Below are 18,016 nucleotides of genomic sequence, written 5' to 3'. Positions count from 1 at the left end.
AGTACATGCTTCCGAGGAAGCTAAACGACGATGTGGCGTCGGTATATTCGCAACAAAAGTCGAAGAGCCTTCCCCTAGGGAAGGCTCTTTTTATTTTCTGCCGAAGTTCATCCGCATATATCTGCCTCTCACAATCTGGTACACACCATAAAGGATTAAACCTACCGCTATGATGCCGAGAATCCACCTACCATATGGCTGCTGGGATAATTCCGATAAAGCGCCATCCAAGCCTTTCGCTTCGTCCGGATCCGAAGTAAGTGCCGTTTGAATAAAGAAGAAACCTATAATTCCGAGTACAATACCTCTGGCGGCAAGGCCGTATTTTCCTGCTGTTTTTGCCGTGTTTACCTCTTTCTTTTCCATATCTTTCGTCCATAATTTTTTCATGAATTTACCGGTTATGCCACCAAAGAATTCATATAATCCATACCCGATGATGATAACTCCAACTGCTCCGATGATCCATTCACCAAGTGGCTGCGACATAATTTGGGCGGAAATAGTCTTTTTAGAATCACCGCCTCCGGAACCTGCATGCATCGCTATTTGGATTGCTTGATAAGCCAGAGAACCATAAACGACACCACTTACAACATAACCGGTTCTCATAATCAGTCCTTTCGGATCTAATCCGTTGTTCTGTGGATCGAAGAACGCTTCTACTAAAACCCAGCAAATGTAGCCTATCAGTCCGATGCCGATCATCCAAAGCAGCCATTCCCCAAACTTCACCCCGGCCAAAGACTGGAACATACCGCTTGTCCCGGTCGTTTTACCCCCTATGCCGAGTACCGCCATAAACGTCAATATCCCTACAAGGAAGTACACAATTCCCTTTGCCATGTAGCCGATTCGTCCGATTCTGCGGATCCACGGCTTTACATCTTCCTTCGTTTTTCTGACATGGCGATTGTCTTTTAATGACGTATCCATTCCATCACGGTCCTTTCTTGATACTTGTATACTTCGGTTATTTTCCCTATGGATAAATAAAGGAAACCGCATAGATAAAAGAATCCGCCAATGGTATGATTATAAATAAGAAGAAGGTGAATAAATGATGTATATGACGATTGAAGAAACGGCAGAGTACCTTGATCTGCCTGCTGACTATATAACGCATCTCGTCCATCACCATAAAATAAAAACCGTCCATGACGGGACGCAGTTTCTCATTAATAAACATCAATTCAACAATCACTTGGAACAAATGGAAAAATACAGAGATATGATCCAGGCGTATTTGAACGAACCCATTCCTGAAGATCCTGACATCAAAGACGAAGATTAAAAAAAGCAGAGCATATGCTCTGCTTTTCGAATTACACATAAAGCTATTTTTTAATGTAATGGGACAAAAAAACTTCTCTTACTTCGAATATTGTGAGTAAATGCTAAGATTTTACAGCTATCGCTTCGATTTCGACTTTTGCACCTTTTGGAAGCTTGCTGACTTCCACAGCTGCCCTCGCGGGATAAGGCTCTTCTAGGAAGCCGGCATATACTTCATTTACAGTGGTGAAATCATCCATGGAATCCAGGAAGATATTCATTTTCACGACATTGCGGAAGCTTAGTCCGGCTTCTGTCAATATAGCCTCGATGTTTTTCATTACTTGTGCCGTCTGTTCTTTCACCTCGTCCGAAACGAACTCCATCGTTTTTGGATCAAGAGGAATCTGTCCAGAAATGAAAACCAGATTTCCGAGATCGGCAGCCTGGGAGTATGGCCCGATGGCACTTGGTGCGTTTTCAGTCGAAATTGCTTTAAACATGAAACATTCCTCCATATGTATGTTTTCATATATCCTAACATGAAGTCAGAAATAACAGAACGTTTTTTTATTTCCCGGGCAATTCTCGACACTGTTCATAAACGGAAATTTATTGAATAGTAAAAGTTTTCTTAAAATAATGTTTAGATAGGAAATAAAAGGGTAATCTACATGAGAAGGAGCTGAGTATATGAATTACAAAGAAAAACTTGAAAGACAAATTGAAGAATTGAGAGTCCGAATGTATGATATATATAATCAGAATCCCAACGATGAAGAATTGCTTCGAGTATCTCAGGAGCTGGATGATCTTTTGAATAGATTCCGTGGCCAATCACTGGAATTAAAAGAACAACTCACTTAATTGCATGTTAATATACATAGGTGCTGCTTGCTTACGGAGCTGGATGTGTGATAATTTAAAAGCAATGCCACCCTGCAATCGATACGACTGCGGGAACTTAACCAATTCTCTGGGTGGCAGGTTATTATAAAAGTAAAAGACAGATTAGCTCTGTCTTATAATATTAGTTTTAAAATAGAAAAGGCCGCCGAAACCCAGTTTTCGGCGGCCTTTTCTATGGAATGTTTCATTTGGTTCCATTGTATCCGCTACCAAATAAGAAAAAAAAGATAAAAAAATAAATATTCTGAAAATGGGTTGTTTTTCGACATCTGCACAGATAAAATACTCCTTACATTCCATTTGAGAGGGGGCTCAGCGATGATTACATTTGTCGCATCCATCGTATTACTATTATTAGGTTATCTCATATATGCAAAGGTGGTAGAACGAATTTTCGGGATTGATGACCAAAAGGCGACACCGGCCTATGAAAAGAACGACGGTTTTGATTACATGCCGATGAGTTGGTGGAAAGCGAGTCTCATACAGCTTTTGAATATCGCTGGGTTAGGCCCTATATTCGGTGCCGTCATGGGGGCGTTATATGGACCGATCGCCTTCTTGTGGATCGTAGTCGGTTCCATATTCGCAGGCGCGGTTCACGACTATTTCTCCGGGATGCTGTCCCTACGTCATAATGGAGCACAATTCCCGGCCCTTGTCGGAAAATATTTGGGTAAATACCCGAAAACGGTCATCAATGTTCTTTCCATCGCTCTGATGGTTCTCGTTACTGCTGCCTTTACTGCAGGTCCGGCACAGCTGATGGCTGAGGTTACACCTCTTGGATTCTTAACGTGTATCTTTATCATATTTGCTTATTTTCTGGCAGCAACCATCCTGCCTGTCAATAAAATCATCGGCAGGATCTATCCAGTGTTCGGGGCTATTCTTATCTTTATGGCGGCTGCTATAGGAATCGGCTTGTTTTTCTTCGACTATTCTGTGCCGAACTTGACGATGCAGAATCTCCATCCAGATGAACTGCCAATCTGGCCGTTGCTGATGGTAACTGTTTCGTGCGGAGCGATTTCAGGATTCCACAGCACCCAGAGTCCGATACTCGCCAGAACATTGAAGAAAGAAAGTGAAGGAAGAAAGGTATTCTATGGAGCTATGATTGCTGAGGGGGTCATTGCTTTGATCTGGGCGGCAGCCGGTATGACCTTCTTCGGCAGTACGGAGTCCCTGCAGGCAGCACTTGCCTCCGGAGGGCCAGCGGGCGTCGTAAACGAAATCAGTACGACAACCCTTGGTACATTAGGAGGAATACTGGCAGTCCTTGGTGTCATCCTGCTCCCGATCACAACAGGAGATACCGCACTGCGCTCTTCGCGGATGATGTTGATGGACTTTGTTAAGGAAGTTACCAGTAAGAAACTGGACGGAAGATGGACAGCAGCTTTGTTTGCAATCCCTGTAGCAATTCCAGCATTCTTATTGACACAGATGAATTATAATTTCCTGTGGCGTTACGTCGGATGGTCCAATCAGGTTGTGGCTACCGTTATGTTATGGACAGCAGCTATGTACTTGCTGAAGAATCAAAAGTTTCATTGGATTTGCAGCGTTCCCGCTTTGTTCATGACAGCTGTTGTAAGTTCTTATATCTTTTATGCTCCGGAAGGTTTCAGCATGTCCTACTCCACTTCCATGGTCATCGGCTCAATCATCTGGGTTGCTGTCGCTTCGTGGTTCGTATGGCAGCTCATCCGTCATAAATCAGAAGGTAAGAGTAATGCACTGCCAGCAAAGGCAAGTTAACCTATCGGAGGAGAGATTAACCGGCGATATGTGGAAAGCACCCACTTTCCTGTGAGAAAATATTTCTTTCATAATCAGCAGAAACCATCCTTGAAGGGTGGTTTCTTTTTGTTTTTTAAGAAAAGAGTAGTCAAAAAATGTCTATAACCAAGTAAATTTATCGGTTTATTGTGTTAATATAGAAGAAAAGATTGGGGAGGAGTCAGTTCAATGAGCAAAATTTATGTACTTCACGAGAACGATGAGTGGACCGACCATTTAACCAAACGTCTGCAGGAGTTGAACCTACCGTATGAACTATGGCATTTGGACGAAGGAATGCTTGATTTGACAAGCGAACCGCCGGAAGGGATCTTTTATAATCGGATCAGCGCATCTTCCCATACGAGAAATCATCGATATGCTCCGGAATTTACAGAAGCTGTACTTGCATGGCTGGAACGTCACGGGAGGACGGTGGTGAACGGAAGCAGGGCCCTCCGTCTGGAAGTCAGTAAAGTCAATCAGTATATGGCATTGAATCAGGCTGGTATCGAAGCACCTGCCACTATATCGGCTGTGGGGAAGGATAATATTATCAAAGCAGCGGAACGCCTCGGATCCGAATCGTTCATCACGAAGCACAACCGTGCAGGAAAAGGGCAGGGGGTTCAACTCTTCCATTCGGTGGGAGCGCTGAAGGAATACCTCGACAGTGCGGCCTTTGAAGAACCAGTTGATGGTATAACATTAATTCAGCAATATATCGAAGCACCTGAACCATATATCGTTCGTCATGAATTCGTCGGCGGCAAGTTTCTGTACGGCGTAAGAGTGGATACGTCTGACGGCTTCGAGCTTTGTCCTGCGGACGCATGTTCGATCGAGGATGCCTATTGTCCGGCGGATGCTCCACAAGCGGCAAAGTTTGAAGTGTTGGAGAACTATCAACCCGACATCATCGACCGTTACGAAAGATTTTTAAGGGAGAATGACATTCAGGTTGCCGGTATTGAAGCAATTCAGGACAGGCATGGATGGTTGTACACCTATGATGTAAATACGAATACGAATTACAATTCGGAGGCGGAAGAGAAAGCGGGAAGATATGGCATGCTCGAACTGGCTGAATACCTTGGCAGGCTGCTCCACAGAGTCCCCGTCCGATGAATAATGAAAAAAAGATCACATCCTTCAGGGTGTGATCTTTCCTATTTTAGTGACGTTTGCTTAACCACAGCACTCCGGATTTCGCCAGACGCGGAAGCACTCCCGTCATAGGCTTTTGAAGCATATTTCCGAATCCATCATTTTTACCAAGAGAACCAAGGGCTCCTTTGAGTTTGACGATGGAAGGTCTATCCGGTTCTTTTCCTTGAAGAATCGCTGTTAAGACGACTGCGACACGCTCCCCCTGCTGTCCTGCCAACTGGGCACTCGGAGAATGTTCCGATGATGCGCAGTCTCCTACGACATACACGTTGGGACGGGAAGGTACCTGGTAATAGTCATTGACGATGACTTTCTCCTGTTCGTCTTTATCAAAAGGCAGTTCCCTGACAAGGTAACTCGGGCGTACGCCTGCCGTCCATACGGTTACATCATTGATATAACAAACGCCGTTGTTACAGACGCCGTCTTTCTCTACATATTCCACATTGGCATTATGAATCACTTCTACATCGTTCTCTTTAAACCATTTCTCTACATAGTTTTGAATCTTGGAATCAAAAGCTTTTAAGACGGTTTCCCCACGATCCAGCAGGCGGATGTTTAAGTCTGAGCGGCTTTCACGAACTTCTGAAGCGACTTCGATCCCGCTTAACCCTGCTCCTACCACGGTTACGCTGCCATAAGCATCTAAATTATTTATCGCATATCCTGCGCTTCGGGCTTTTGAGAACGTCTGGACACTTTCTGTGAATTCCTGTGCTCCTACGATGCCGTGATAATTGTCTTCACAGCCGAGCCCTATAAGTAAATAATCGTAGGGAACATTTTCGCTCCCTTTTAATAAGATCTGCTCATTCGTAACATCAATCTTTTCAATTTCATCAAACACGTAGCGAACTTGTTCATGTTTCGGGAAATCCACACGAGCATGTCGGTCCGATTCGGTTCCGGCGGCAATCGTATAAAATTCCGTTTTTAAAGAATGATAAGGGTTTCTGTCCACGACGGTGATGCGCACATCATCTCCTATGTTATCCAGCAGACCGTGCAGTGTGTGCATACCTCCGTAGCCGCCCCCCAAAATAACGACTTCTTTCATCTTAGTTCCACCACCCTTTGCAGTATGAATTTCTTATGAAACGACACGTTCCATTCAGAAATATCCGGAAAAGCTTACTGAATTCCTCCAGTTTTAAGACTACCAAAGATGACGTCGAAAAACTAGAAGAAGTAATCATTTATTGTCGCATCTTCGGAGGGAAACTGGGAGGAAAGAGGCTTTGTCGGGGAGGTGGAAAAATGATACATTGGATGATAGGCACGTAATAGAGAAAGGAAAATTTACGATGAAGAAGATATATAGTGATATTCTTTCGTTCAGGGGCTCGCATTATGACTTCGGGTTATATCAGGGTCAACAGCTCGCCGGGAGCTGGACAGTGAAGAATAGGGAGAAACAATGGAAAGTACGTAAGCCCAGATTTGTCGTGGAGACAGAGGAAGTGAAAGCAGCTATTGTCCGATTTGCTCCAGGCTTATGGGAGGAACTGCTCGGCTTAAGAGATGGATTGGGATGGCCCATGGAACAGGTGCTGATGGAATTTGGAGGATATAGAATCGATTACAAACGTTCCGGGTGCTCCATCATGACAGGCGATGGTTATATGATCCGCAACTATGATTATATGCCGAAGACTTACGAAGGAAGGTACAGCCTTTTCCAACCGACCGATCAGGGGTACGCCATCATAGGTCCAACTCAGCGAATTACCGGCAGAATGGATGGAATGAATGAAAAAGGGTTGGTGATGGGGTATAATTTCATGCATCGCAAACGTCCGGGCGATGGTTTCATCTGCTGTATGATTGGACGCATGATCTTGGAATCCTGTGCTGATGTACAGGAAGCAGTGGACATGCTGAAGGAGATACCCCATCGCCATTCGTTTAGTTATACGGTTTTTGATAGAAGCAATCAAACCTACATTGTCGAAGCCTCTCCAAGGGGAGTGGAGGTCCGGCAGTCCGATGTGTGCACGAATCACTTTGAAATCATGACGAAAGAGAACCGGAATCACCTTGTGGATTCGATGAAGCGGATGGACGCCATCCAGTCGAATCGGCCAGAAGTAAAGAGTGCCATGGACGCCTTTCGTTTAATGAATGATACCGATCGAGGGGTTTTCTCTAAACAGTATAGGAATTGGGCGGGAACCATCCACACATCCGGTTATCTTCCCCAGGAACAAAAAGCGTGGATGGCGCTCGGTGGAGATAGAGAACCAGTAGAAATTGATTTCGGGAAATGGTTGACCGGTGCCGAGTTGGAATTCGAGAGGATAGAAGGTGAGGTCGACACGGATATTCCGTTTGCCCATATGGAAGACGGCGCTTATTGGAGTGGAAAAAAATAGGGTTGCTCTGTATGATAAGATAGAAGAAAACAGTAGAGTACTTGGAGGTCACTATGGAAGATATATTACAGATGAAAGATAAAAATATTGTAGTTATGGGAGTTGCCAACAATCGCAGCCTTGCTTGGGGCGTAGCAAGATCCCTATATAAAGCAGGGGCGAACGTCATTTTTACTTATCGTAAAGAACGTTCCCAGGCGAAATTGGAGAAGCTTCTGAAAGAAAGCGACTTCGAGGCGAAAGCTATTGTACAATGTGATGTTAACAGCGATGAAAGTATCCAGGAAGCCTTCAAAACGATTGGCGATCGCGTAGGTGTCATACACGGCATCTGTCATTCCATCGCTTTCGCGCATGCAGAAGACTTGAAAGGCGGGTTCCTTGATACTTCCAGAGAAGGTTATGCTTTCGCACAGGACACAAGTGCCTATTCTTTGATTGCAGTAGCGAAAGCGGGTAAGCCTTATATGACGGAAGGTGGATCATTGATCGCTATGAGTTACCTTGGAGCAGAGCGGGTAGTAGAAGGCTACAACGTAATGGGAGTGGCCAAGGCCGCTCTGGAATCCACTGTTAAATACCTGGCTGCAGACATGGGACGTGACAATATCCGTGTAAACGCGATTTCAGCCGGTGCTGTCCGTACGCTGGCGGCAAAAGGTGTCCCTTCGTTCAATGAAATCCTTCACAAGATTGAAGAAACGTCTCCGTTGAAGAAGAATGTGACTCAGGAAGAAGTAGGGGATATGTCTCTTGCAATGATGAGCCACCTTTCCCGTGGGGTAACGGGAGAAATTGTATATGTCGATTCCGGATACAACATCCTGGGATAAATCTTAACCCCCTCCGATCTTCGGAGGGGGCCTTTCTATACTCTTCGCTATAATCCTTACCATTTAATTACTTGAAAACGTTTCACTGCAAATTGTGGGGGTACATGGAACTAAAGGATAAATAGTAGGAATAGAAGGGTGGATATTGATACATGCATAAACAACAATCAATCATTGAAGAATCGTTGAAAGCAATTATGGAAGATGAAGAGTTTCTTCCGGATTTAAAAGCACAGACGAGGGAACAGGCCTATCACTCTTTGTCTGCTCTATTGTCTACCCCGAACCATGTCCATAAATCATTTCTCCGAATTACCCTTGAAAACGGGACGATCGTCCGGATACCGGCGTTCCGGGTACAACATAGTGACACCGTCGGCCCTTATAAAGGAGGGATTCGTTTTCATGAGTCCGTGAATGAAGAAGAGGTGGCCAATCTTGCCAAGCTGATGACGCTTAAGAACACGCTTCATGAGCTGCCTTTCGGGGGTGGCAAAGGTGGTGTTGTCATCAATCCGAAAGATTATTCTGTGAAAGAACTCAATCTCATTTGTAGGAAATACGTCCAGTACTTTAACGATATCATCGGCCCTGATAAGGATATACCGGCTCCTGATGTTGGAACTGGAGAAAGAGAGATGGACTGGATGATGGGCGAGTTCAAGAGTACCCATCCCGGAGAGCCGTACCGGAACAGTTTTACGGGGAAAAGCATTGTCAACGGTGGTTCTCTGGGAAGACGGGAGGCGACAGGGAAAGGCGTTTACTTCACGTTTCGTTACATGATGCATGACTTCGTGAAGGAAAACAAGAAGTGGCTGTCTGATACGGATAATATTTTTGCGAAAACCGCTTTGGAACATGCAGATAAGAAATTGAAGATAGCAGTTCAAGGCTTTGGAAACTTAGGGTCGGTTGCTGCTTTGGAAGCGTACCAGTGCAATTATCTTCAGAATAAAATCGTTGCAGTCAGCGATGCCCACATTCTGCTTTACAATGAGGATGGATTGGACGTTCCGGCCCTTGTACACTTTGCTAAAGAAAACAACGGGGAGCTTCCTGCAACAGAGGAGGAACTGCGTGCTCACGAGATTAAAGCAGAACTTGGAGAACGGGACGATTTGCTTTCAGCCGATGTCGATGTATTGATTCTCGCTGCACTCGAAGATCAAATTCGTGAAGACAATATAGACTCCATCCAAGCACGAATCATAGTGGAAGGTGCCAATGGTCCGATAACAGAGGAGGCAGACAAATATTTAGCGGATAAAGGGGTACTGATTGTTCCGGACATTCTCGCAAACGCTGGAGGTGTCATCGTTTCTTACTATGAATGGGTACAAGGGAAAGAAGCGCAGTTTATGGAAGAGGACGAAATTTTCCGGCGGTTGTTTCAGAAAATGAAAGGAACGATGGATACGATTCTCCCGCAATTTTTTGGTGATCCGTTTCCACTCCGCCAAAATTGTTATATACACTCTGTCATGAAGTTATCCACTATTATGTATCGTCAAGGGAAGTTATATTAACGATCACGTTTTTTTAACCGCTTAAAACAAGAAAACCCGGCCGTAACGGCCGGGTTTTTAGATAGTATAAAATTGTGCTGAAATCAACCCGTGTTTCGAAGCCCGGCTGCGATTCCACTGATCGTCAGCAGCACTTCTGTCAGAGTCTCTTCATCGTCCCCATCGACATCCCGAAGCTTCTTGATCAAATCTACCTGCAGGAAGTTAAGAGGATCCACGTAAGGATTTCTTAGTCGGACGGATTCTTTGATTGTCGGCTGATGATCAAGCAGTTCTTGATCACCGGAAATCTTCAGTAATACTTCCTTCGTTCGCTCATATTCCTCCACGATATTCTTGAAGATACGTTCGCCGAGTTTCTGGTCATTGACGAGGGCTGTATATTCTTTTGCTGTCTGAATATCCGCTTTCGTTAACGCCATCTGCAAGTTGTTGATGGTGGAATGGAAGAACGGCCAGTTTTCGTACATTTGCTTTAATGTAGCGAGATTGTTTTCATTTTTCTCCACATAAGAAGCCAATCCTGTACCGGAAGCGTACCAGGCAGGAAGCAGCTGGCGGTTCTGCGTCCAAGCGAATACCCATGGAATAGCCCGCAGATTTTCGAACTTGGAGCTGTCTTTCCGTTTGCTTGGCCGGGAGCCGATATTCAGTTGGCTTACTTCCTGAAGTGGTGTCGCTTCGTTGAAGTAGGTTAAGAAGTCGGAGTCACCGAAAACAAGCGATTGGTATTTCTCAAGCGATACATCCGAGATGTCATCAAGCGCCTGTTCCCAGACTTCTTCCCGGTGATGGCCTTGTTCTGATTCTTTTGAAACGTTCGCAGCTCCCTCGAGCAGAGTAGATGCTGCCTGCTCCAAGCTTCGATAAGCAATATCACGAAGCAGATAGCGGGAGGATAACACTTCTCCTTGTTCGGTAATCTTCACGCTTTCTCCAAGCGTTTCCACAGGCTGGGAAAGCAGGCTTCGGTTAAGTGGCCCGCCGCCCCGGCCGAGGGAGCCGCCGCGTCCATGGAAGAATTTAAGGCTGACGTCATAGGCATGAGCCATATCATGGATTTCCTGTTGCGCTTTATATAGCTTCCAGTTGGCCGTCAGTGTCCCACCGTCCTTACTGCCATCCGAGTATCCAAGCATGATTTCCTGTTTGTTGCCGCGGATGTTTAAATGCTTACTGTACAGGTCCATTTCAAACAGTGTTTTTAGAATATCTGGTCCCGCGACCAAATCATCCACTGTCTCCAATAATGGGGCAATATTCAAGTTGCTTTCGACGGATCCATCAGCATGAAGGCGGTAAATGCCCGCTTCCTTGGCCAGAACGAGCACCTCCAGCAGATCGCTTGCGGATTCGCTCATACTTATTAGATAAACTTCAATGGATCGTTTTCCGAATTCAAGGTGTGCTTTTCTGATCATATGAAAGACGTTGAGCATTTCCTGGGTCGATTCGGTATAATCCTCGTTCAGAAGCGATATCGGACGCGGATCTTTCAGAACATCCTGTAATGTATTCAGCTTCTCCTGCTCGGAAAGGGCAGCGTAATCGTCAACGATGCCGACTTTACGTAACAGTTCGCTGACAGCCGATTCGTGCTCACCGCTGTGATTCCGGATATCCAAAGTTGCCAGGTGGAAGCCGAACAACTCGACTTGGCGGATAAGCTTTTTCAACTTCTTCAATTCAATGCTTCCAGGTTGGTGTGCCTGAGCGCTTCTCTGAATTTGGTGGAGGTCGTCCAACAGCTCTTCCGCATGCGTATATCCGGTATCAGATTGACCCACCTGCTCCAGCCTTTCCAAAATGATGGCGAACTTTCTTCGATAAATCTCTTTGTCTACCCGCCACTTTTTGCCGGATGGAAGCAGTGCTTCTTCTTTTTCGATCGCCTGTTTAAGCTCGTTGGAAACGTTCACCAGAGCGGAAGACTGACTGAACCGTTTCATCAATTCTATGAGAACGTTTCTGTATTTTCTGAGTACAAGGGTACGCTGCTTCTGTAATGTTTCCCAAGTAATGTCCGGGGTGACGTTCGGATTTCCGTCACGGTCTCCGCCAATCCAGGATCCGAAACGGAGAAAATTCGGTACAGACCATTCTTCGTCCGGGTACTGTTCTTCGAGCCTCGCTTCCAGTTCCTGATGAATTTCCGGAAGGACATCAAACAGCGTCTCGTCAAAATAATAAAGGCCGTTTCTTACTTCATCCATTACTGTTGGTTTTCTTTCTCTGAGCTCGTCCGTCTGCCAGAGGACAGTTACTTCATTCTGAAGACTTTCCTGAAGGCTTTCCCGTTCTCTTTGCGTCAACTGTGGATGGTCAAGTTTCTGAAGGATTGTTGCGATCCGCTTCTGTATCTCAAGAACGGTTCGTTTCGTCGCTTCCGTCGGGTGGGCAGTGATGATCAATTCCAAGGAGAGATGGTGGAGCACATCCTGGATGACATCTTTGGAGAAATTATTGTTCTTCAGGTTAAGTACGGCGCTTTCAAGAGAGAAGGGCTGGACACCATGATCCTCTCTTATCTGATATTCTCGTCTGCGGCGGATCCGGTGATTTTGTTCAGCGATGTTGACGAGGTGGAAATAGATTGAGAATGCGCGGATGACCTGGGCCCGCATCGGTGGTTCGAGGTTTTGAATTTCCTGTTTCAATTGCTGATAAGTGGCAGGGTCCGGGTTACTTCTCAAGTCTTTCGTCCATTGTCGAATCGTTTCCACTTTATTCAATAATTCTTCTCCTCCATGATGGACGAGGACATGCCCGAGCATTTTGCCGAGGGATCTGATGTCACGTCTTAGAGGGGTTGTATGATCGTTGCTTTTTCTTTTCGTAGTCACATTTTCACCTTCCTGTTGGAAATAATATGGAGTAATGGCTGTGTTTCATAATGTTATCAGAATAATTTGTATAGTCAAACACTTATGCTCGTTACGGACCGTGAGAAAGTTGTCATTTACAGTAGGATAAGACGGAAAATTCCCGGTTTGTTTGTGTTATTTTAGCTTCTCGTTCATCCAGCGTAAAGAGGGATAATTTCCAGAGTTGGAAGCTGGAAGGAGATTCGTTTACACATATAACCAAACGCTTTAAAGTGTTAAAAATTCGCTGTTTATATGTCTATACACTTGGTGGTAAACTGTAGTAGTGCATCACTAGACAGAACAAGAGATAGAAGGAGGACATCTGATGTCAGACAGACAAAAGGATCAAGTGGTTGACGAGGCATTAGGGGAAAAATCAGTAGATCGATTAGAGTTCCGCGGGGGAGTCTTTGCTGCGACGATTCCTTTGGTGTTCTTCATCATTTGGGCAATAGTACTAAGCGTTACAGAATTAGTAACGGAGCAGGGATTAGTGCTTGGTATGGTGATCGGGATCGCACTTGGTTTGTTTTTCTGCCGATCGAAATGGGCGGACTATGCTCAAGCATTAATTACAGGTATGGCCCAGCCTGTCGGTATAGTTGCCATCATTGCATGGTTTTGGGCGGGTATGTTTGCAAATATGCTTTCTGCGGGTGGTCTGGTGGATGGCCTTATCTGGTTCGGGTTTCAGACCGGCCTTGAGGGGGGCATGTTCGTCGGAATCACCTTCCTGCTTGCCGGATTATTTGCTACAGCCGTAGGTACAGGTTACGGTACAGTAGCAACGTTTGGTGTGTTGATGTATCCGGCTGGTGTCATTCTGGGAGCAGATCCTGTGCTGCTTCTGGCTGCAATATTGAGTGGAGCGGTATTTGGAGATAACCTGGCTCCGGTTTCTGATACGACGATCGTGTCAGCTACGACACAGGAAGCGGACGTCCCAGGTGTTGTACGGTCAAGATTTAAGTATTCCATAGCAGCTGCAATACCTGCACTTATTTTATTCGTTACATTCGGAGGCGGTGGGGAGACCGGCAGCGAAGCCATCATCTCACAGCTTCAGAATGAAGTATCGCCGAACGGTCTTGTCATGCTGATTCCTTTTGCGCTCGTACTTTACCTGGCGTTGAGCGGTCAGCATTTATTGACTTCTTTATCATGGGGAATTCTAGCATCCGTCGTATTCATCTTTCTATCAGGGACTTCTTTGACAGAAGTGCTTCATATTTATAAAAATGAAGCTGGAGAAGCGGTGGTAGAAGGAGCATTGATCGATGGAATCGGCGGCTACTTCAACATGGCTGTCCTCATCCTGTTCATTTTGGCGGCTGCCTACCTTCTGGAAGTAGCTGGAACGATGGATGTTATCAAGAATTTCTTCCTTCGACTTATCAATAACGTGGTACGCAGAGCAGAGCTGTCGATTTTTGGTATTGTGGCGTTTCTCAATATGTTCATCACCATTAATACAGCGGCAGAAATTGCGGCTGCACCGTTTGTGAGGAAGCTAGGAAAAGAGTTGAACATTCATCCTTACAGACGTGCCAATTTTCTTGATACTGTCACTTCTTCACTCGGGTATATCTTCCCTTGGAGCGGCGGTGTCCTGCTTGCCTGGACGACTGTAAGAGGAGCGGCTGAGCAGTATGACTTCCTTCCTGTTATCGGACCCGGAGAAGTATTCCCGTTCGTATTCCAGGGCTGGGGACTGTTGATTGTCATGCTGATTGCTGCCTGGACAGGCTGGGGTCTTCGCTATACCGGCAAGAACGGAGAAGAAATTAAGCCTGAAGATTACAAAGGTCAAGCATAATACAACCCCCCGGAGTAAAGCTCCGGGGGGTTTAATCATGTATTTAAAGATTGGTTAATTTCTTTGATCTGATCGAGGTGGCGAAGTTCGTGCCAGCCGATAAATTCGACCCATTGTTCCAGGTTCATGTCACCAAGAGCAGGATGTGGAAATGCTCGGTTCTGCAACGTTTCTTTTTCTTTATTATGAATGAGGAATAATGTAGCTTCCCTTGATTTTTTGAGTCCGTCTTCCGCTTCCTTCAGGTTATGAAAAATACCCTTTGGACGAACAGACTCTGGAGCTTCCAATGTGTAAGAGCGGTTGGTTACCTTATGGACTGGTTTTTCCGTCACCTGCTGCTGATCTCCTTGCTTAAGTGATCTGTTCACCTGATGGATGACGAACTGTTCGATTAAGTACAAATGCTCCAATACTTCCATAATAGACCAGCGATTTTCTGCCGGTTTCACCGTATGTTTGGAGGCGGGAATCTCCCTCACATATTCGAGCAGCTGCTCTCTTTTCTCATCTAAACCATACATATATAGCTCTCCTTTTGTGTAATGACATGGTAACCCGAGTCTACCATAACAGTAGTGCTGATACGTAAAGAAAAGGACTTGAGTAAGTTGAAACATTAGCGGGTATGGAAACGTATGACAATCATGAGCTTCTACATTGGCCAATCATTGAAGGAGGAATCAGGATGGGAAATTATTCAATACAGGAATTTATCAGGCAGACGAAGCAGGACGATTCGGAAAACGATTACTTTGAATTGGAAACCCCGAGGATATTGGAAGTTAATTTGATGGACCAGGTGTGGGCGAAAGCCGGGTCTATGATTTCTTATAACGGAGATATTAAATTTGAAAGGGAAGGAATATTGGAGCATGGAGTGGGCCGCCTGTTCAAGAAGGCGAAGACTGGAGAGGGAAGCTCTCTTATGAAAGCAACAGGGAGGGGGGCATTATACCTCGCTGATCAAGGTAAGAAGATTACAATCTTTGACTTGGACAATGAGACGCTGACGGTGAACGGCAATGACCTTTTGGCCTTTGAACCGAGCATAAACTGGGACATCAAATTGATGAAAAAAGTAGCCGGTATGGTATCCGGCGGATTGTTTAACGTTACTCTCTCCGGGAGTGGTCGTGTAGCTATTACTTCTCATTATGAACCGCTGACTTTATTAGTGAAGCCCGGTCAGCCTGTTTTGACCGATCCTCATGCAACAGTGGCCTGGTCCGGGCATTTGGAGCCTGCTTTCAAGACAGATGTCAGTTTCAAGACTTTCATCGGCAGAGGGAGCGGGGAATCCATTCAGATGAAATTTGAAGGGGATGGATTTGTTATCGTTCAGCCGTTTGAAGAAGTTTACACAACGAATAGTCAAGGATGATTATCGTCATTCCCGTTGTGGTTCCTGCATAGAATGAAGGGAGAGTCCTTACAAAAAAAAATGAGCTTCCCCCTTTACTTCGTTGGAAAAACGTTGTAGTATGTAAATTAACTTAAATTAAATAATAACGGAAACTTCTTATCCAGAGAGGCGGAGGGACTGGCCCTTTGATGCCCGGCAACCATCGAATCAATTGTATAATTGACGAGAACGGTGCCAATTCCTGTAGAGTATTTATTGCTCTAAGAGATGAGAGGATCGTACGGATATTTACGACCCCCTTTTCTTACTGGATAAGAAAAGGGGTCTTTTTGTTTACTATACCGTAAAGGCTCTCGATAGAAGTTGCGTTAAGGGAAGGGAAAGATGTCAAATGGCAACAGCTATTTTCGGTGCAGGATGTTTTTGGGGAGTAGAGGCGTTTTTTGAAAAATTTGAAGGCGTAACAGCTACAAAGGTCGGCTATATCGGCGGGAAACTGGAGAATCCAACCTACGAACAAGTCAAAACAGGTAAAACGGGGCACGCGGAAGCCGTCAGAATCGAATATGATCCGACAAGAATTACGTATTCCGAATTAATTAACATTTTCTTTGAAGCACATGATCCTACTTCTAAGAACAAGCAGGGAATTGATGTAGGACATCAGTACCGCTCAGCGATTTTCTATTCCGACGCGAGTCAGAAATATATTGCGGAAGAGAAGATTAAAGAGTGGGAGGAGAAGGGGACGTTCAAGCGGGCGATCGTCACGGAAGTGGAAGAAGCGACCTCCTTCTTTGAAGCGGAAGAATACCATCAGAAATATTTGCAGAAAAACGGTTCTGCTGCATGCAGCATCGGATAATAAATGGATCAAGACTCCTGGGGCCCGGGAGTCTTTTTTAGAGGGAAGAGAGGGATGGGGTTTTGTGGTTCAATGACGGCGTACTCATTCTGCTGTGCCTGTTTATGGTTGCCGGAGCATTTGATTATTATTTTCTAAATAACCGCCTTAAAATCGGGGCACGTTTCTATGAAGCGTTTACGATGATGGGTTCGCTCGCCTTATCCATGATTGGGATCATTTCTCTTGCTCCCGTTTTGTCCGAATGGCTGGCGCCCGTAATTTCTCCGGCATTTCAGTGGTTTGGAGCAGATCCGTCCATCTTTGCTTCCATGGTGCTTGCCATAGATATGGGGGCGTACCCTTTGTCGGAGGCGCTGGCGGTCGATGACAGGGCCGCCCTGTTTTCCTGGACGCTCCTCGGAACGATGATGGGACCGACACTCGTGTTTACGATTCCGGTCGCGCTTACGATCATCAAAAAGGAGGACAGTCCTTACTTTGCCAAAGGAGTCCTTGCTGGTATAGCGACCATTCCGCTCGGCTGCCTTGTTGGAGGAGCGTCCGCCGGATTTGAATGGGGGTGGATGTTCAAACAGTTACTCCCTGCCATCTTATTAGCAGTACTTGTCAGCGCAGGTTTATTTCTTTTTCGTAGGCTTACGATTAGAGTGTTCGCTTATTTAGGCAAGGGTATGGAAGCGATCCTGTTGATCGGATTGTTGCTGATTGCCATTGAAACATTGACGGGGCTTGTCCTGATCCCTGGTATGGCTCCTTTTTCTGAAGGGATCATTATCGTAGGTAAGATTACCATTACGCTTGCTGGTGCCTATCCGTTTGTAACCATTCTGAATCACTACTGCCGAAAGTATTTCTCTGCTTGGAGCCGTGTACTGGGCGTGAACGAAACGGCGCTTACCGGACTGCTTGCTTCCTTAGCGCATCATCTGCCCATGTTTGCAATGATGAAGGAGATGAACCCGCGCGGTAAGGTGATCAATTCCGCCTTTGCGGTGAGCGGGGCTTTCGTCATCGGCAGCCATCTCGGTTTCGTTGCCGGGGTTGAACCGGAGATGATCCTGCCAGTTATCATCGGCAAACTTACTGCCGGCATGCTGGCCGTTCTGCTTGCCCTGTTTATAACCAGAAAAGATGCTGTCGAAGATAAAACGACACCTTCTGCAGTACATCTCTCATCTAATAAAAATCATGTTTTGTGAAACTGAAAAGAGGCGCATACATTT

Annotated in this window: 16 protein-coding genes and 1 riboswitch; of the genes, 11 read left to right on the top strand and 5 right to left on the bottom strand. The window is 45.5% G+C overall.

Annotated features, from left to right (window positions below; translation table 11 throughout):
- Nucleotides 1–90: 90 nt before the first annotated feature.
- Nucleotides 91–936, bottom strand: a complete 846-nt coding sequence (locus AXG56_RS15755; protein ID WP_008636693.1) for a DUF1206 domain-containing protein — start codon at nt 934–936, stop codon at nt 91–93.
- Nucleotides 937–1,063: 127 nt separating this feature from the next.
- Here AXG56_RS15755 and AXG56_RS15750 point away from each other — a divergent pair, with 127 nt between their 5' ends.
- A complete protein-coding gene (locus AXG56_RS15750; RefSeq protein ID WP_008636692.1) occupies nt 1,064–1,294 on the top strand; it encodes an excisionase family DNA-binding protein in 231 nt (76 codons plus the stop codon).
- Nucleotides 1,295–1,397: 103 nt separating this feature from the next.
- On the opposite strand, the gene AXG56_RS15745 is transcribed toward AXG56_RS15750, so the two are convergent.
- Entirely contained in the window at nt 1,398–1,778 is a 381-nt protein-coding gene (locus tag AXG56_RS15745) for a RidA family protein (protein ID WP_026578646.1), read from the bottom strand.
- Between the two features lie 190 nt (nt 1,779–1,968).
- Between AXG56_RS15745 and AXG56_RS19225 the strand changes: the two genes are divergently transcribed.
- From AXG56_RS19225 to AXG56_RS15735, 3 genes are all read left to right on the top strand, one after another.
- A complete protein-coding gene (locus tag AXG56_RS19225) occupies nt 1,969–2,142 on the top strand; it encodes an aspartyl-phosphate phosphatase Spo0E family protein (RefSeq protein ID WP_008636690.1) in 174 nt (57 codons plus the stop codon).
- A gap of 360 nt (nt 2,143–2,502) precedes the next feature.
- Nucleotides 2,503–3,948: a carbon starvation protein A gene (locus AXG56_RS15740; protein WP_008636688.1), complete on the top strand. Its 1,446-nt coding sequence runs from the start codon at nt 2,503–2,505 to the stop codon at nt 3,946–3,948.
- Nucleotides 3,949–4,158: 210 nt separating this feature from the next.
- Complete coding sequence (locus AXG56_RS15735) at nt 4,159–5,097, top strand: RimK family alpha-L-glutamate ligase (RefSeq protein ID WP_008636686.1); 939 nt, start codon at nt 4,159–4,161, stop codon at nt 5,095–5,097.
- Between the two features lie 46 nt (nt 5,098–5,143).
- On the opposite strand, the gene AXG56_RS15730 is transcribed toward AXG56_RS15735, so the two are convergent.
- The gene (locus tag AXG56_RS15730; protein ID WP_026578645.1) at nt 5,144–6,199 is read right to left on the bottom strand and encodes an NAD(P)/FAD-dependent oxidoreductase; all 1,056 of its coding nucleotides are present in this window, start codon (nt 6,197–6,199) and stop codon (nt 5,144–5,146) included.
- Nucleotides 6,200–6,446: 247 nt separating this feature from the next.
- On the opposite strand from AXG56_RS15730, the gene AXG56_RS15725 reads away from it, so the two are divergent.
- The 3 genes from AXG56_RS15725 (at nt 6,447) to AXG56_RS15715 (ending at nt 9,876) form a co-directional block, all read left to right on the top strand.
- On the top strand, nt 6,447–7,514 hold the full coding sequence (locus AXG56_RS15725) for a C45 family peptidase (RefSeq protein WP_062515701.1): 1,068 nt from the start codon (nt 6,447–6,449) through the stop codon (nt 7,512–7,514).
- 53 nt (nt 7,515–7,567) lie between these two features.
- On the top strand, nt 7,568–8,347 hold the full coding sequence (fabI, locus tag AXG56_RS15720) for an enoyl-ACP reductase FabI (RefSeq protein WP_008636680.1): 780 nt from the start codon (nt 7,568–7,570) through the stop codon (nt 8,345–8,347).
- A 152-nt stretch (nt 8,348–8,499) separates the two neighbouring features.
- Nucleotides 8,500–9,876, top strand: a complete 1,377-nt coding sequence (locus AXG56_RS15715) for a Glu/Leu/Phe/Val dehydrogenase (protein WP_008636677.1) — start codon at nt 8,500–8,502, stop codon at nt 9,874–9,876.
- An 83-nt stretch (nt 9,877–9,959) separates the two neighbouring features.
- Here the strand turns inward: AXG56_RS15715 and ppc are convergent, their stop codons facing one another.
- On the bottom strand, nt 9,960–12,719 hold the full coding sequence (gene ppc / locus AXG56_RS15710) for a phosphoenolpyruvate carboxylase (RefSeq protein ID WP_062515395.1): 2,760 nt from the start codon (nt 12,717–12,719) through the stop codon (nt 9,960–9,962).
- 349 nt (nt 12,720–13,068) lie between these two features.
- Here ppc and AXG56_RS15705 point away from each other — a divergent pair, with 349 nt between their 5' ends.
- Nucleotides 13,069–14,559, top strand: a complete 1,491-nt coding sequence (locus AXG56_RS15705; protein WP_008636660.1) for a Na+/H+ antiporter NhaC family protein — start codon at nt 13,069–13,071, stop codon at nt 14,557–14,559.
- Nucleotides 14,560–14,594: 35 nt separating this feature from the next.
- Here the strand turns inward: AXG56_RS15705 and AXG56_RS15700 are convergent, their stop codons facing one another.
- Complete coding sequence (locus AXG56_RS15700; RefSeq protein WP_008636659.1) at nt 14,595–15,083, bottom strand: DinB family protein; 489 nt, start codon at nt 15,081–15,083, stop codon at nt 14,595–14,597.
- Nucleotides 15,084–15,247: 164 nt separating this feature from the next.
- On the opposite strand from AXG56_RS15700, the gene AXG56_RS15695 reads away from it, so the two are divergent.
- From AXG56_RS15695 to eutH, 3 genes are all read left to right on the top strand, one after another.
- Entirely contained in the window at nt 15,248–15,943 is a 696-nt protein-coding gene (locus AXG56_RS15695; protein WP_062515393.1) for an AIM24 family protein, read from the top strand.
- Nucleotides 15,944–16,078: 135 nt separating this feature from the next.
- Nucleotides 16,079–16,199: riboswitch (SAM riboswitch) on the top strand.
- A 117-nt stretch (nt 16,200–16,316) separates the two neighbouring features.
- A complete protein-coding gene (gene msrA / locus AXG56_RS15690; RefSeq protein ID WP_008636656.1) occupies nt 16,317–16,790 on the top strand; it encodes a peptide-methionine (S)-S-oxide reductase MsrA in 474 nt (157 codons plus the stop codon).
- Nucleotides 16,791–16,852: 62 nt separating this feature from the next.
- On the top strand, nt 16,853–17,992 hold the full coding sequence (gene eutH / locus AXG56_RS15685) for an ethanolamine utilization protein EutH (RefSeq protein ID WP_064503514.1): 1,140 nt from the start codon (nt 16,853–16,855) through the stop codon (nt 17,990–17,992).
- Nucleotides 17,993–18,016: the final 24 nt, after the last annotated feature.

This window comes from Halobacillus sp. KGW1, assembly GCF_001592845.1.
GTDB lineage: Bacteria > Bacillota > Bacilli > Bacillales > Halobacillaceae > Halobacillus.
Note: the sequence above shows the minus strand (reverse complement) of the source record. Positions and strands in the feature narration are given on the sequence as shown.

Coding starts and splice junctions, on each gene's coding strand:
- AXG56_RS15730 (WP_026578645.1), bottom strand. CDS start 6,199: ATGAAAGAAGTCGTTATTTTGGGGGGCGGCTACGGAGGTATGCACACA.
- AXG56_RS15705 (WP_008636660.1), top strand. CDS start 13,069: ATGTCAGACAGACAAAAGGATCAAGTGGTTGACGAGGCATTAGGGGAA.
- AXG56_RS15695 (WP_062515393.1), top strand. CDS start 15,248: ATGGGAAATTATTCAATACAGGAATTTATCAGGCAGACGAAGCAGGAC.
- AXG56_RS15750 (WP_008636692.1), top strand. CDS start 1,064: ATGTATATGACGATTGAAGAAACGGCAGAGTACCTTGATCTGCCTGCT.
- AXG56_RS15740 (WP_008636688.1), top strand. CDS start 2,503: ATGATTACATTTGTCGCATCCATCGTATTACTATTATTAGGTTATCTC.
- msrA (WP_008636656.1), top strand. CDS start 16,317: ATGGCAACAGCTATTTTCGGTGCAGGATGTTTTTGGGGAGTAGAGGCG.
- AXG56_RS15745 (WP_026578646.1), bottom strand. CDS start 1,778: ATGTTTAAAGCAATTTCGACTGAAAACGCACCAAGTGCCATCGGGCCA.
- AXG56_RS15755 (WP_008636693.1), bottom strand. CDS start 936: ATGGATACGTCATTAAAAGACAATCGCCATGTCAGAAAAACGAAGGAA.
- AXG56_RS15725 (WP_062515701.1), top strand. CDS start 6,447: ATGAAGAAGATATATAGTGATATTCTTTCGTTCAGGGGCTCGCATTAT.
- fabI (WP_008636680.1), top strand. CDS start 7,568: ATGGAAGATATATTACAGATGAAAGATAAAAATATTGTAGTTATGGGA.
- AXG56_RS15700 (WP_008636659.1), bottom strand. CDS start 15,083: ATGTATGGTTTAGATGAGAAAAGAGAGCAGCTGCTCGAATATGTGAGG.
- AXG56_RS15715 (WP_008636677.1), top strand. CDS start 8,500: ATGCATAAACAACAATCAATCATTGAAGAATCGTTGAAAGCAATTATG.
- AXG56_RS15735 (WP_008636686.1), top strand. CDS start 4,159: ATGAGCAAAATTTATGTACTTCACGAGAACGATGAGTGGACCGACCAT.
- AXG56_RS19225 (WP_008636690.1), top strand. CDS start 1,969: ATGAATTACAAAGAAAAACTTGAAAGACAAATTGAAGAATTGAGAGTC.